Source organism: Streptomyces lushanensis, assembly GCF_001700515.1.
GTDB lineage: Bacteria > Actinomycetota > Actinomycetes > Streptomycetales > Streptomycetaceae > Streptomyces > Streptomyces lushanensis.
In genome coordinates, this window is the sequence record NZ_MAUD01000066.1 from 46,244 (window position 1) to 59,650 (window position 13,407).

The 13,407-nt window shown below is 69.8% G+C and carries 11 protein-coding genes, 1 tRNA gene and 1 pseudogene; 8 read left to right on the forward strand and 5 right to left on the reverse strand.

Features of this window, described 5'->3' with window-relative positions; all coding sequences use genetic code 11:
* Positions 1 to 118 precede the first annotated feature (118 nt).
* The 3 genes from BFF77_RS05805 (at position 119) to BFF77_RS05815 (ending at position 2,801) form a co-directional block, all read left to right on the forward strand.
* Positions 119 to 694, forward strand: coding sequence for a TerD family protein (locus BFF77_RS05805; RefSeq protein WP_066944472.1), 576 nt, complete (start codon positions 119 to 121; stop codon positions 692 to 694).
* 51 nt (positions 695 to 745) lie between these two features.
* Entirely contained in the window at positions 746 to 1,885 is a 1,140-nt protein-coding gene (locus BFF77_RS05810; protein ID WP_066944474.1) for a DUF475 domain-containing protein, read from the forward strand.
* A gap of 178 nt (positions 1,886 to 2,063) precedes the next feature.
* A complete protein-coding gene (locus BFF77_RS05815) occupies positions 2,064 to 2,801 on the forward strand; it encodes a TerD family protein (RefSeq protein WP_066944476.1) in 738 nt (245 codons plus the stop codon).
* Between the two features lie 16 nt (positions 2,802 to 2,817).
* Here BFF77_RS05815 and BFF77_RS05820 read toward each other — a convergent pair whose 3' ends face one another.
* Positions 2,818 to 3,681: a TerD family protein gene (locus BFF77_RS05820; RefSeq protein ID WP_066944478.1), complete on the reverse strand. Its 864-nt coding sequence runs from the start codon at positions 3,679 to 3,681 to the stop codon at positions 2,818 to 2,820.
* Between the two features lie 187 nt (positions 3,682 to 3,868).
* Between BFF77_RS05820 and BFF77_RS05825 the strand changes: the two genes are divergently transcribed.
* From BFF77_RS05825 to BFF77_RS05835, 3 genes are all read left to right on the forward strand, one after another.
* Positions 3,869 to 5,032 carry an HpcH/HpaI aldolase/citrate lyase family protein gene (locus tag BFF77_RS05825; protein WP_066944480.1) on the forward strand — a complete coding sequence of 388 codons (1,164 nt, stop codon included), beginning with the start codon at positions 3,869 to 3,871 and terminating at the stop codon, positions 5,030 to 5,032.
* A gap of 125 nt (positions 5,033 to 5,157) precedes the next feature.
* Positions 5,158 to 7,809, forward strand: coding sequence for a phosphoribosyltransferase (locus BFF77_RS05830; protein ID WP_066944481.1), 2,652 nt, complete (start codon positions 5,158 to 5,160; stop codon positions 7,807 to 7,809).
* 26 nt (positions 7,810 to 7,835) lie between these two features.
* A complete protein-coding gene (locus BFF77_RS05835; protein ID WP_425424343.1) occupies positions 7,836 to 8,765 on the forward strand; it encodes an HAD family hydrolase in 930 nt (309 codons plus the stop codon).
* 90 nt (positions 8,766 to 8,855) lie between these two features.
* On the opposite strand, the gene BFF77_RS05840 is transcribed toward BFF77_RS05835, so the two are convergent.
* From BFF77_RS05840 to BFF77_RS05855, 4 genes are all read right to left on the reverse strand, one after another.
* Complete coding sequence (locus BFF77_RS05840; RefSeq protein WP_066944483.1) at positions 8,856 to 9,083, reverse strand: FmdB family zinc ribbon protein; 228 nt, start codon at positions 9,081 to 9,083, stop codon at positions 8,856 to 8,858.
* Between the two features lie 96 nt (positions 9,084 to 9,179).
* Entirely contained in the window at positions 9,180 to 9,857 is a 678-nt protein-coding gene (locus BFF77_RS05845) for a DUF4383 domain-containing protein (protein ID WP_079124873.1), read from the reverse strand.
* A 116-nt stretch (positions 9,858 to 9,973) separates the two neighbouring features.
* Entirely contained in the window at positions 9,974 to 11,359 is a 1,386-nt protein-coding gene (locus BFF77_RS05850; protein ID WP_066944485.1) for a coiled-coil domain-containing protein, read from the reverse strand.
* 129 nt (positions 11,360 to 11,488) lie between these two features.
* A complete protein-coding gene (locus BFF77_RS05855) occupies positions 11,489 to 12,271 on the reverse strand; it encodes a DUF4097 family beta strand repeat-containing protein (RefSeq protein WP_066944487.1) in 783 nt (260 codons plus the stop codon).
* 198 nt (positions 12,272 to 12,469) lie between these two features.
* On the opposite strand from BFF77_RS05855, the gene BFF77_RS05860 reads away from it, so the two are divergent.
* Together BFF77_RS05860 and BFF77_RS05865 are read left to right on the forward strand one after the other, a co-directional pair.
* Positions 12,470 to 12,541: transfer RNA gene (locus BFF77_RS05860), tRNA-Val, on the forward strand.
* A 349-nt stretch (positions 12,542 to 12,890) separates the two neighbouring features.
* Positions 12,891 to 13,407, forward strand: a pseudogene (locus tag BFF77_RS05865) (substrate-binding domain-containing protein); the annotation flags it as partial.

Consider the following 13,407-nt stretch of genomic DNA (forward strand, 5'->3'; position numbering starts at 1 on the left):
ATTCGTACGCGCGTCGGTACGGCGAAGACGGCATGAACAAGGTTTGAAGGGGCAGGACGTCAGGCGCGTCTTGACCTCGCAGCACGGCACCACATCACCTCGGGGAGGACTCACCATCATGGGCGTCACACTCGCCAAGGGAGGCAATGTCTCCCTCTCCAAGGCCGCACCCAATCTCACCCAGGTGCTGGTCGGGCTCGGCTGGGATGCGCGATCCACCACCGGAGCGCCCTTCGACCTCGACGCCAGCGCCCTGCTGTGCCAGTCGGGACGGGTGCTCGGCGACGAGTGGTTCATCTTCTACAACAACCTGACGAGCCCGGACGGCTCCGTCGAGCACACCGGTGACAATCTGACGGGTGAGGGCGAGGGTGACGACGAGTCCCTGATTGTCGACCTCTCCAAGGTGCCGGCAACCTGCGACAAGATCGTCTTTCCGGTCTCCATCCATGAGGCCGACAATCGCGGCCAGACATTCGGCCAGGTCAGCAATGCCTTCATCCGGGTGGCCAATCAGGCCGACGGTCAGGAACTGGCGCGGTACGACCTGAGTGAGGACGCCTCCACGGAAACGGCGATGATCTTCGGCGAGCTCTACCGCTATGGCGGTGAGTGGAAGTTCCGGGCCGTGGGACAGGGGTACGCGTCGGGGCTGCGGGGCATCGCTCTAGACTTCGGGGTCAACGTTTCGTAAAGCAGTACTCTGCGCGGGGGAAAACCCGTTAATCACCAGATGGGGTAGCCAGTGATCCTGAAAACCTTCGGCTGGTCGTTCGCCATCACGGCGGTCGGCCTCGCCTTCGCGGCCTGGCAGTGGGGGTGGGAGGCGTTCGGGATCGTACTGATCCTGTCGATCCTTGAGATCTCTCTGTCGTTCGACAACGCGGTCGTCAACGCCGGTGTCCTGAAGAAGATGAATGCCTTCTGGCAGAAGATCTTCCTCACGGTCGGCATTCTCATCGCGGTGTTCGGCATGCGACTGGTGTTCCCCGTCGTGATCGTGGCCATCAGCGCCAAGGTCGGGCCGATCGACGCCGTGCAGCTCGCGCTGGACGACCCCGACCGGTACAAGGACCTGGTCACCGACGCCCATCCGGCCATCGCCTCCTTCGGCGGCATGTTCCTGCTGATGATCTTCCTCGACTTCATCTTCGAGGAGCGGGACATCAAGTGGCTCGGCTGGCTGGAACGTCCCCTGGCCAAGCTCGGCAAGGTCGACATGCTGTCCGTCTGCATCGCGCTGATCGTGCTGCTGGTCACGGCGCTGACCTTCGCCACCCACGCCCACACCAGCTCGGGCTACGCGGACAAGTCCTCCACCGTGCTGCTCGCCGGTGTCGCGGGACTGATCACCTATCTCGTCGTCGGCGGTCTCTCGGGCTACTTCGAGAACCGGCTGGAGGAGCAGGAGGAGCACGAGCAGGAAGAGGAGGAGAAGGCCAAGGCCGAGGGCAAGACCGTCTCGGCGGTGGGGCTGGCCGGCAAGGCCGCCTTCTTCCTCTTCCTGTATCTGGAGGTGCTGGACGCGTCCTTCTCCTTCGACGGTGTCATCGGCGCCTTCGCCATCACCAACCACATCTTCTGGATGGCGCTGGGTCTCGGTATCGGCGCGATGTACGTCCGGTCCCTCACCGTCTATCTCGTCCGCCAGGGCACCCTGGACGACTACGTGTATCTGGAGCACGGCGCGCACTACGCGATCGGTGCGCTGGCCGTGATTCTGCTGGTCACCATTGAGCACTCGATCAATGAAGTCATCACCGGTCTGATCGGTGTTGTCCTGATTGCGGCCTCTTTCTGGTCATCGGTGCGCAGGAACAGAGCGCTGGAGGCGGCGGGCGGCGACAAGGATCCCGATGACGACAAGGCGGCGCTGAGTGTCTGAGGTGGCGCTTCGCGTCCGGGCCGTGCGCCGGTGAGCCCTCCGGTGAGCCGGTCCTCCGAGGTGTGACCCGGAGGGGATTTCGGGAACGCTCTGGACGGGGCGGCCGTGAGGCGGAAGCCTGACGGCCGCCCCGTCGGTCCGTGTGCTGGTGGCGAGTGGATGACAGGGGTGGGCGGGCATGGCCTTCTGGGACAATCTGTGGCAGGGAAGGGCGTCGGATTTCGATTCGGGGAGCGCCGCGTCCAACTCGATCGAGCTGACCAGGCGACGTCCTTCGGTCTCGCTCTCCAAGCAGGGCGCGGCCACGGGCAATCTGCGGGTCAATCTCTCCTGGCGGATGCGCACCTCCGACATCGAGGACCGGTCCCGGCAGGGCAGTTCGCTGCTGCGGCATCCGCTCAAGCTCTTCAAGCCCGATGTGGTGCAGGCCCACACCCAGGGCATGGTCAATGTGGACCTCGATCTGGGCTGCATGTACGAGCTGACCGACGGCAGCAAGGGCGTGGTGCAGCCGCTGGGCGGTTTCCTCGGCGACCTCAACGATCCGCCGTTCGTCAAGCTCAGCGGTGACGACCGGTTCGGCTCCGGCTCGGGCGAGACGATCTATGTCAATCTCGATCACTGGGAGAAGATCAAGCGACTGCTGGTCTTCGTCTACATCTACGACCAGACGCCGGCCTTCGACCGTACGCACGCCCATGTGACGCTCTACCCGAGCAGCGGTCCGCGGATAGAGATCGCACTCGACGCGGACACGCCGCAGGCCCGCTCGTGCGCGGTGTTCTCGGTGGAGAACGTCAAGGGCGAGCTGATCGTGCGCCGCGAGGTGAAGTTCGTCTACGGCTTCCAGGCGGAGCTCGACCGGCTGTACGGCTGGGGCCTCCAGTGGGGGCGTGGCTACAAGACGAAGACCTGAGCGGACGGCCCCGGTGCTACTGACGGATGAACTGCGGTCCCATCGGGGGCAGCCGGAAGTTCGGATCGGGTGCGGGAGCCGCCGCGGCGGCGGGTTGCGGATAGCCGTAGGCGGGCTGCGGCCGGGGCGCGGCGACCGGTTGCGGGTAGCCGTAGGTGGGCGGAGCCGCGGGCAGCGCGGGCTGCGGATAACCGTACGCGGGCGCCATCGGCTGGGTGGGCGGCTGGGCCGGCGGAGGCGGCACCCGGACGGGCGGCTCGACGGCCACCGTGGCACCGGCGTCGGCGGCCTGGGCGGCGGCGGGCGACGGCTCGTCGGCGGACTCCTCCGTCTCGTCCACCGAGATGCCGAACGCGGTGGCCAGACCGACCAGACCGGTGGGATATCCCTGGCCCACCGCGCGGAATTTCCAGCCCTCCCCGCGCCGGTACAGCTCACCGCAGATGATTGCGGTCTCCTCGCCGGTCTCCGGCCGTACGTCGAAGGCGGCCAGCGGCTCGCCGTCGGCCGAGCCGGCGTCGTAGAGCAGGATCCGCAGATCGCTGACATGCTGGAAACTCGCGCCGTCGGAGGAGGCAGCGAGCACCACCTGTTCGACGGAGGCGTCGAGCGCGGCGAGATCGGCCTCGACGGTATCGGTCAGCGCCTCGCCGACCTGCTTCTTGGGCAGCCGCCGGACCAGCCCGGACGGATGCCGGGGCTGGTTGTAGAAGACGAAGTCCTCGTCGGAACGCACCCGGCCGCCGGACCCGAGCAGCAGGGCGGAGGCATCCACATCGGGGACCCCGGCACCCGGGGACCACCGCAGCACGGCTCGTACGGCCATGGCGTCGAGGGGGACGTTCGAGCCCTTCAGCATCGCGTGCGTCATGCCAGTCATCCTGCCTTCCCGTCACCCGTGCGGACAACGCGGGGGCGGCCCGATCCATCCACTACACCAAGGACATGGGCGCGAAGCGGACGAGTTACCTGGATTTCATGAAGCGTGGGAACTCTTGACACCCGTCCGTACGTACTATTACCGGCCACATGCCCAACCGGCCACATCGGCAGTACGGGGGATTCACATGCGTCATTTCGGGCATATCCCGCCCGCTGCCCGGGAGGGTCTGTTCCATCAGGAGCCGTGCGAGTTCACCGCGGGCTCTCCGGCCCGTCTCCTGGCGGCTGCTCTCGGGGCCACGCTCTACTGCCCGGCCACCCGGCCGCGGCTCGCCGACGACGTGGTGAAGCAGACCCGGCGCGGAGTCGTCTCCATGGTGCTCTGCCTGGAGGATTCCATCCATGACTCCGAGGTCGACTCGGCCGAGGCCAATCTCGTCCGGCAGTTCGCCGATCTCGACGAGCGCGGCGCGGCCACACCGCTGCTCTTCATCCGGGTCCGTGAGCCGGGGCAGATTCCTGACCTCGCCCGGCGGATGGGCTCCTCGATCCGGCTGCTGTCCGGATTTGTACTGCCGAAGTTCACCGAGGAGCGCGGCACGCCCTTTCTGGAGGCGCTCGCCGAGGCGGAGAGTGCCACCGGCCATCAGCTCTACGCGATGCCGGTGCTGGAATCGCCCGAGCTGCTGCATCTGGAGACCAGGACGGAGACGCTCACCGGGATCGCCAATGTCGTCGACAAGTACCGCGACCGCGTGCTCGCGCTGCGGCTGGGCGTCACCGACTTCTGCTCCGCGTACGGGCTGCGCAGATCGCCGGACATGACCGCGTACGACGTACGCATCGTGGCGGGTGTCATCGCGGATGTGGTCAATGTGCTGGGCCGTGCGGACGGCTCGGGCTTCACGATCACCGGCCCGGTGTGGGAGTACTTCCGTCTGCAGGAACGTATGTTCAAGCCCCAGCTCCGGCGCAGCCCGTTCCTCGAAGGCCGCGCGGAGGAGCTGCGTACGGCCCTGATCGAGCACGATCTCGACGGACTGCTGCGCGAGATCGAGCTCGACCGGGCCAACGGACTGCTGGGCAAGACCTGTATCCATCCCTCTCATGTGCCGCCCGTCCACGCGCTGTCGGTGGTCAGCCATGAGGAGTTCAGCGACGCCCAGGACATCCTGCGGCCGGAGCGCGACGGAGGCGGAGTGCTGCGCTCGGCGTACACGAACAAGATGAACGAGGTGAAGCCCCACCGCGCCTGGGCCGAGCGGACCATTCAGCGGGCCGAGGTCTTCGGGGTCGCGCGCGAGGACGTCGGGTTCGTGGAGCTGCTCACCGCCGGTCTCGGCGAGTGAGCGGCACGGAACGGTCTGTGGAGGCGTCCGCGGGTGCTGAGGCGTCCTCGGGGTCGGAGGGGATGTCCGCGCGGGCGTCCGGGGGGCCGGCGGGGACGTCCGGAGGGAAGGAGGAGAACGCCGGGATGGTCTGGTCGGGCACCTGGGTCGCCGAGCGGCTCGGAGTGCGGCTCGCGGGCGCCGAGGGGCTACGGGATCTGCTGGGACTGGCCCTGCGCCGCAATCCCCGGCGGGCCCATCTCCTTGTCTCGAATGTGCTGGGCAAACACGTACCGCAACGACCCGAGGTCGTATACGGAACCGGCGTCCGGCTGGGCGAGCGGGTACGGGAACTGCTCGGCGCGGACGTGGCGCGCGCCGTCGTCCTCGGCTACGCGGAGACCGCGACCGGACTCGGCCACGCGGTCGCGGACGGCGTGCGCCACGCGCCGTATCTGCACTCCACGCGCCGGCCGGTGCCGGGTGTGGAGCGGGCGGGCGGTTTCGAGGAGTCGCACTCGCACGCCACCTCCCATCTGCTGCTGCCGGAGGATCCCGCGCTGCTCGCCTCGGACGGCCCGCTGGTCCTCGTGGACGACGAGTTCTCCACGGGGAACACCGTCCTCAACACCGTCCTCGCGCTCCACGAGCGCTATCCGCGCGGCTGGTACGTGATCGTCGCCCTGGTGGACATGCGCTCGGCGGCCGACCAGGGACGGCTCGCGGACTTCGCGGAGCGGATCGGCGCGCGCGTGGATCTGATCACGCTCGCCTCCGGGACCATCGAGCTGCCGGACGGCGTGCTGGAGAAGGGCCGCGCACTGGTCGAGGAACACGAGAGCGCGGCGACGGCGACGGGTGCGACGCCGGAGGGTACGACACCGGCCGGGGCGCCCCGGCCTCCGTACGGTCCGGACGGCGCGGACGGGGACGCGGGCGGAGACACCGGCTCGGGCGGAGGTCCGGCCGCCGGGACGGTTCAGCGGGTGGATCTGGACTGGCCGGCCGGGGTCCCGGACGGCGGCCGGCACGGCTTCACCCCCGCCCATCGGGCCCGGCTGGAGTCCGCGCTGCCCGCGCTGGCCACCACGCTGGCCGATCGGCTCGCCGGCGCCGGGCGGGTCCTCGTCCTCGGCTTCGAGGAGCTGATGTACGCGCCCCTGAGACTGGCCGAGGCGCTGGAACGTATCTCCGGCGCGGAGGTGCGGTACTCCACCACCACCCGGTCCCCGGTGCTGGCCGTGGACGATCCCGGCTACGCCATACGCAGCCGTCTTGTCTTCCCCGCCCATGACACCGCCGCCTTCCCCGACGGCGAGGGCACCGGCGACCGGTATGCCTACAACGTCGCGGGCGGCGGCTTCGACGCGGTGGTCGCCGTGGTCGACTCCCTCGCGGACTCGCCGGAACTGCACGGCCCGGACGGTCTGCTGGCGCAACTCGCCGCGCACATACCGCGCGTGGTTCTGGCGGTGGTGCCCGCGTATCTCCCGGGCTCCTCGTACGACTCCTCCTCCGGCGCCGACTCCCCTTCCCGCGCCGGTGCCTCCTCGCACGCCACCTCTTCCCCGCACGCCACCTCTTTCCCGCACACCACCTCTTCCCCGCACGACGCCGAACGGCAGGAACCCCCCATGCTGCCCGAACCCCTTCGCGGGCCCGCCTTCTCCTCCTACGCGCCCGACGACGTGGGCTGGCTGCTCCAGGACCTCTCCGACGTGGAGCTGGAGGCCCCGACGGAGGAGCGCGAGGAGGCGATCCAGAGCGGTGGCGCGCACTACGCCGAATCGCTACCGGTCGAGTACCAGCCGAGCGCCGAGTACCAGGAGCTGTTCCTCTCCGCCCTGGAGACCTCGGCGGCCCGGATCGCGCACGCCGTCGGCACCGTCACCGAGACCGTGCTCGCCGAGCGCGCGTCCCGTCCCGTCCTGGTCTCCCTGGCCCGCGCCGGCACGCCCGTCGGCGTACTGATGCGCCGCTGGGCCCAGCGGCGGCACGGTCTGGACCTGCCGCACTACGCCGTCTCCATCGTGCGCGGCCGGGGCATCGACACCAATGCCCTGCGCTGGCTCGCCGCCCACCACGATCCCGCCGATGTGGTGTTTGTCGACGGCTGGACCGGCAAGGGCGCGATCACCCGTGAACTGGCCGACGCGCTGGCCGGGTTCGCGGAGGCCAACCCGGGCACCGGCGTCTTCGACCCGCAGATCGCGGTCCTCGCCGATCCTGGCGGCTGCGTACGGACCTACGGCACGCGCGAGGACTTCCTCATTCCCTCCGCCTGCCTCAACTCGACCGTCTCCGGGCTGATCTCCCGTACCGTCCTGCGGTCCGACCTGGTCGGCCCGGACGACTTCCACGGTGCCAAGCACTACGGCGAACTCGCCGGCGCCGATGTCTCGATCCACTTCCTGGACACCGTCGCGGCCCACTTCGAGGAGGTCGTGGACGCCGTCGACGCGGAGGTCAAGGAACTGCTCGCGGCGGACCGGGCCCCGACCTGGGAAGGCTGGGCGGCGGTCGAGCGGATCAGCGAGGAGTACGGCATCCACGATGTGAACCTCGTCAAGCCGGGCGTCGGCGAGACCACGCGTGTGCTGCTGCGCCGGGTGCCCTGGAAGATCCTCGCCCAGCGCGGCGCGGGCGCGGACCTCGACCATGTCCGGCTGCTGGCGGGGCAGCGGGGCGTGCCGGTGGAGGAGGTCGACGGTCTTCCGTACACCTGCGTCGGGCTGATCCACCCGCGGTACACCCGTGGCGCGACCGGAGCGGACGGCAAGGCGGTGACCGCGCCGTGAACGTCTCCGTGACGAGAGAGGCTCCCGTGACAGCAGAAGCTTCCGTGCCGAGGGAGGCTTCCGCGCCGAGGGAAGCTCCCCTGACGGCGCGAGCCCTTGAGCCCGCGCCCGAGCGCCCGGCGCCTGCCCTGGTCCCGGCCCCGGTCCTGGTCGCGAGCGATCTGGACCGTACGCTCATCTACTCGGCCGCCGCGCTCCAGCTCCCGATGCCGGACGCCGAGGCGCCTCGGCTGCTCTGTGTCGAGGTGTACGGGAGCAAGCCGCTGTCGTATCTGACCGAGACGGCGGCCGGGCTGCTCGAAGAGCTGGCCCGCACGACCGTTTTCGTACCGACCACCACCCGTACCCGGGAGCAGTACGGCCGGGTCCATCTGCCGGGTCCCGAACCGAGATTCGCGATCTGCGCGAACGGTGGCCACATCCTGGTCGACGGTGTGTCCGACACGGCCTGGCAGGCGCGGGTGGCCGACCGGCTCGCCGACGAGTGCGCGCCGCTCGCCGAGGTCCGTGCCCATCTGCTCGCCGCCGCCGATCCGGCGTGGCTGCTCAAGGAGCGGATCGCGGAGGACCTCTTCGCCTATCTGGTGGTCGACCGCACCCTGCTGCCCGAGGGCTGGGTGAAGGAGCTCTCCGAGTGGGCGCGGGGCCGCGGCTGGACGGTCTCCCTTCAGGGCCGCAAGATCTACGCCGTACCGCAGCCGCTCACCAAGAGCGCCGCGATGCGCGAGATCGCCCGCAGGACGGGAGCCGGACTCACCCTCGCCGCCGGGGACTCCCTGCTCGACGCGGACCTGCTGCTGGCCGCCGACCGGGCCTGGCGCCCGGGCCACGGCGAACTCGCCGACACGGGCTGGGGCGCCCCGCATGTCGACGTACTGGAGGAAACGGGCGTCGCGGCGGGTGAGGAGATCCTGCGGCGCCTCAGCCTGGCCGCCGGCGCCCGGGGCGCGGCCTGACCGTCACCGCGCCGTACGCGTACGGCCGTCATCGCGCCGTGCGCGTACGGGCAGGTCCGTGGGGTCCGTGAGCGCGGTCCGTGCGGCGGGTCAGCCGCAGCAGCCACCGCCGCAGCATCCCCCGCCACCGCCGCCGGTCGCGGCGGCCGGGCCGGGGGAGCCGGCCTTGGCGGTGCCGCCGACCGCGACGGTGGACAGCAGCTTCACGGTGTCGTCGTGGCCCGCCGGGCACGCGGCCGGGGCGGCGGACTCGGACATCGGACGGCTGAGTTCGAAGGTGTCACCACAGGAGCGGCAGCGGTACTCGTAGCGAGGCATGGCACCAGGCTATCCGGCGCAGGCCGCGCCGGGTGTCCGTTCGGGTCTGGTGCCCGCTCTGGAGGGGTGCCCGCTCAGGAGGGGAGCCGCAGTCCGTCAGGAGGGGGAGCCGCTGTCCGTCCGGCTCCTCTCGTGCGGCTGTTCATGTTCGTGCCGCTCCCGCTCGTCCCGTTCCCGCTCGTACTGATAGCCGTGATCATGCAGATGTCCGTACCCGTGCCCATGGGCCCGCACCTGCTCGATCTTGGCGCGGAGCCGCTGCTCGTGCTCCGCCTGTTCGGGATGGCGGGCGCGCCAGTACGGATTGTCGTGCGGCAGACCGCCGCTGACTCTTCCGTACATGCCGAAGAACATCAGCAGCAGCCCCACCACAAAGCTGAACAGCACATTGGGCATATGAAAGGCGAGGAAATTGTAACCGGTGTCCAGCAGGGCGAGATTGACGAAGCCGCTGGCGATGAAGAGAACTCCCAGGACCATATTCAGCGTCGAGGCGAGATTCCCGCCGATCGTCATACCGGCGAGAAGCAGGAGTCCGACACAGATGGACAGCACGCCCAGTGCGCCATTGGTGTTCAGACCCGCGACCCCGGCGCCGCCGGTGTCGAAGAAACCGATTTTGTCGATCAGTCCGAGAATGCCGAAGACGATCAGGATCAGCCCCATGAGTCCGGCGCCGATCCGGTAGACCTGGTTCAGCCGGTGGTCGACGGGGAGCTGTTCATCGAGCCTGACACGCCGCCGGTGAGGGTGGCGGAGCGCTTGGGTGGCCATCTGCGGCCTCCTTTGGCGTACGGCGTAGTACCCAGCATCCGCCCAGCCGGGGTCCGGGACAAATCAGACGCCGTGGCCGGGCGGGCCGATCACGGCGGACACCGGGTCCGCTCGCGTCAGGCGCCGTGGCCGGGCGCCGCAGCGCCGCGCTCCTCGCGGATGTCCGAGACGACCCGGGCCACGGTGCTCCGTACGGTCTCGGTCTCGGTCAGAAAGTGCCAGTAGTCGGGATGGCGGCCCTCCAGCGCGGCCACCGCGCGCTCCAGCCTGGCCACCGCGTCGTCCAGCGGGCGGGCATGGCGCGGCTCGGGCGTATGGCGTCCGCTCATGGCCAGCCGCTGGGCGTCGCGGATCGCGAAGCGCGTACGGTCGATCTCCTGCTGCGGGTCCTTCGAGACGGCGTTCAGCTGCCGCAGCCGGTCACCGGCCGCGGAGACCGCCTCGTCCGTACCGTTCAGCAGGGCCCGCGCCGTACTGAGCAGTGAGGTCGCGTCCGCCCACCGCTGCTCCTCGCGCGCCTTGCCCGCCTCCTTCAGCTTCTCCTCGGCCTGACGGACGCTGGTCGCCGCATGGTCGGGCACCTGCTGGAGGTCCTGCCAGCACGCGGCGGCGAAACGGCGGCGCAGCTCGCTGAGGACGGGCTCCACGGACCCGGCGCGGGTCGTCAGGGCCTGGGCGCGGGTACGCAGCGAGACCAGCCGGCGGTCTATCTCTTGGGCGCGCTCGGGCAGCCGCTCGGCCTCGGCCCGTACGGCCTCGGCGTCGCGCAGCACCCGGTCGGCGCGCTGGAGCGTGTCCGCCACGCCGTGCTGCCCCGCGCCCTGGTTGAGCTTGGTCAGCTCGGGGCCGAGCGCGGCGAGCCGGGCGGCGAGCTCGTCCGCGCGCAGTCCGGAGGCGCGTACGGCGTCGAGCGCGTTGCTCGCGGCCAAAAGCGCCTGCCGGGCCCGCTCCACGGCGGGCGCCAGCCGGGCGAGCTGGGTCTCGGCCTTGTCGAGCAGCGGTCCGAGCCCCTGCTCGAACCGGTCCAGCTCGCCCTTGACCCGGTCCAGATCAGCCTTGGCCTTGGTCAGCTCGCCACGGGCTTTGGACGCGACGGAGGGTTCCAGATCGTCCCGGTCGAGGTCGTGCGCGTCGACGGCGGTGATGTAGGTGTGGCTCACCTCGTCGATACGCCGGCCCAGCGCCGCGAAGTCGGCGACGGCCTGGCGGGCCCCCGGCGAACCGTCCACCGCCGTGATGGTCTCTATCGAGATCCGCAGATCGCGCTGGGCGGTGTCCAGCTCGTAGAAGGAGGCCGCGGCGGCGTCCTTCGCGGCCTGGGCGTCGGCGCGCTGGCTCTCGCCCCGGCCGCCGAACCAGCGCCGCGTACCGCCACCGGCGAAGGTGGCCGGCAGCGCGGCGGCGATCAGCGGCAGCGGCAGCAGCATCAGCGTGAGGACATCACGGACGGCACTCGCCTTAGCTTGGGCTCTTGCGTGCGGCTCTGCGTGTGTCGCCGTCACATCCCTCTCCCGTGCCGAGTTCGCCCTGCCTGGTCCATTCTCCCACCAGGTAAGGACGAACACACGGGCCGGTTAGTTCGCGCTTCGTGGCCGAGTTCCGGTGTCCGGGGCCGTCGCTCCGCCCGTGTCTCAGCCGCTGCCCTTCACGGTCCGCACGGTGATTTTCCCGTTGTCGCTGCGGGCGTTCACCACATGGGCGCTGCGCGGGTCCTTCGGTACGTCCACGTCGACATCGCCGTTGTCGCTCGACGCCTTCACCGCGTACGACGTCCTGGACGCGGGGAGATCGATCGTGATCCGGCCGTTGTCGCTGACGGTGTCGACCATGTCGGGTACGGCGCTCATCCCGAGGCGGATGGCTCCGTTGTCGGACTTCGCGGTGACGGTTCCGGCGGAGAGGCCCTCCGCCGTGATCCTTCCGTTGTCGCTCTCCAGATCGACCGGCCCGCTGGAGTCCCGGACGGTCAGCGATCCGTTGTCCGACCTCAGCTTCAGCGCGGTGTCGAAGCCGGTGGCCGTGATCCTGCCGTTGTTGCCGCGCACCGTCACGGCCACTCCGCGCGGCACCCTCACCTCGTGCAGCGCCTCGCAGTCGCTGGCGATCGCCCGGCACCTCACCGCGAGGGACAGCGTGTCGCCGGTCATCCTCCAGCTCCCCCGGGGCCCGCTGCCGCCGAACACCCAGCCGTCGATCCGCCGGGTCACCTCGATGTTCTTCACATCGGCGGGCACCAGACGCACCACCGAGTTTTCGGCCTCGATCGTCAGTGTCCTACCGCTCAGTGCGAACGACTTCTTCTCGGCCGGTGCGTCCGACGCGTCCGTACCGCTGCATCCGCCGACGGCGAACGCGACGAGAAGGGCCCCGCCGGAGGCGAGAAGCGTACGGGTGCGGTTACGGCGTGCGGCCATGGTGATCGTCCCCCGGATAGTGCGCGTCCCTGTGCACGCGCTGCGCGTCCTGACTGTGTTCCCACCGTAGGGACGCGCGCCGCCCGCGCCGATCCGGCCGCCCACCGTCCCGGTGGTGGGGATACCCCCCGTACCCGTGCCGCCCAGGCCCGTTTGCGGCCGGGGCCCCTCGGCCATGTACGCTGTTCCCTCATCCACGGGTGCGTAGCTCAGGGGTAGAGCGCTGCTCTTACAAAGCAGATGTCGGCGGTTCGAAACCGTCCGCGCCCACCGTGTCCGACCAGCGGCGGAGCCTCTGACCACGATCGGTCGGAGGCTCTTGCGCGATCGTTCGGCCGGTGCCGGCGCGTCTCCGCCCCCCCGTGCTCGTACGCGTCCTCGATGTCCTCCGGCGCCCGACCCATTGTTGCGAACCGCAATTCCTCCGTGGCAATTCGCTCATCTTCTACGAGTCGCCTAGGAAATGCCCTCGTCACCCATTCCTTCAGTGGAGTTGGTGGATTTCCCGAGGGAGGGTGAGGAACTGTTCACGGTGTCGGCCGACGGGTCGGCAGTAAGAAGTCCGGATTCCGCTTGACCGTCCCTTGCTCGCCATCCGTACGCACGGAGGAGAACAGAAGTGAACGTCAAGTTCCGTATTCGCCTGGCCGCCGCTGCCGGCGCCGCCGCCCTCGGTCTGAGCCTGCTCACCACCCCCGCATCCGCCGACTCCGAGACCCGCCAGATCGTCGGCGTGGGCGCCGAGGCCACACAGGACGTGGTCAACGCCCTGGGCAATGTCATCCCCGACCCGAACGGCACCCCGGACAACCAGCTCATCCAGTCGTACGACGCGACGGGCACCACCCCGGTCACCTGCCGTACCGGCGGCGTGATCCCGCGGCCCAACGGCTCCGCGGCCGGAGTCGAGGCGCTGCGCAACGACCTCAACAACCCCGCCATCAACTGTGTCGACTTCGCCCGCTCCACCCAGCCCCCGGCCGGCAGCCCCCCGGCCGGCCTGACGTGGATCCCCTTCGCCAAGGACGCGGTGACCGTCGCGGTCCGTTCGGGCAGCGCGCTCAACGACGGCGTGGGCTTCACGACCGCTCAGCTCCACGACATCTACACCTGCGTCAAGACCAGCCACAACGGCC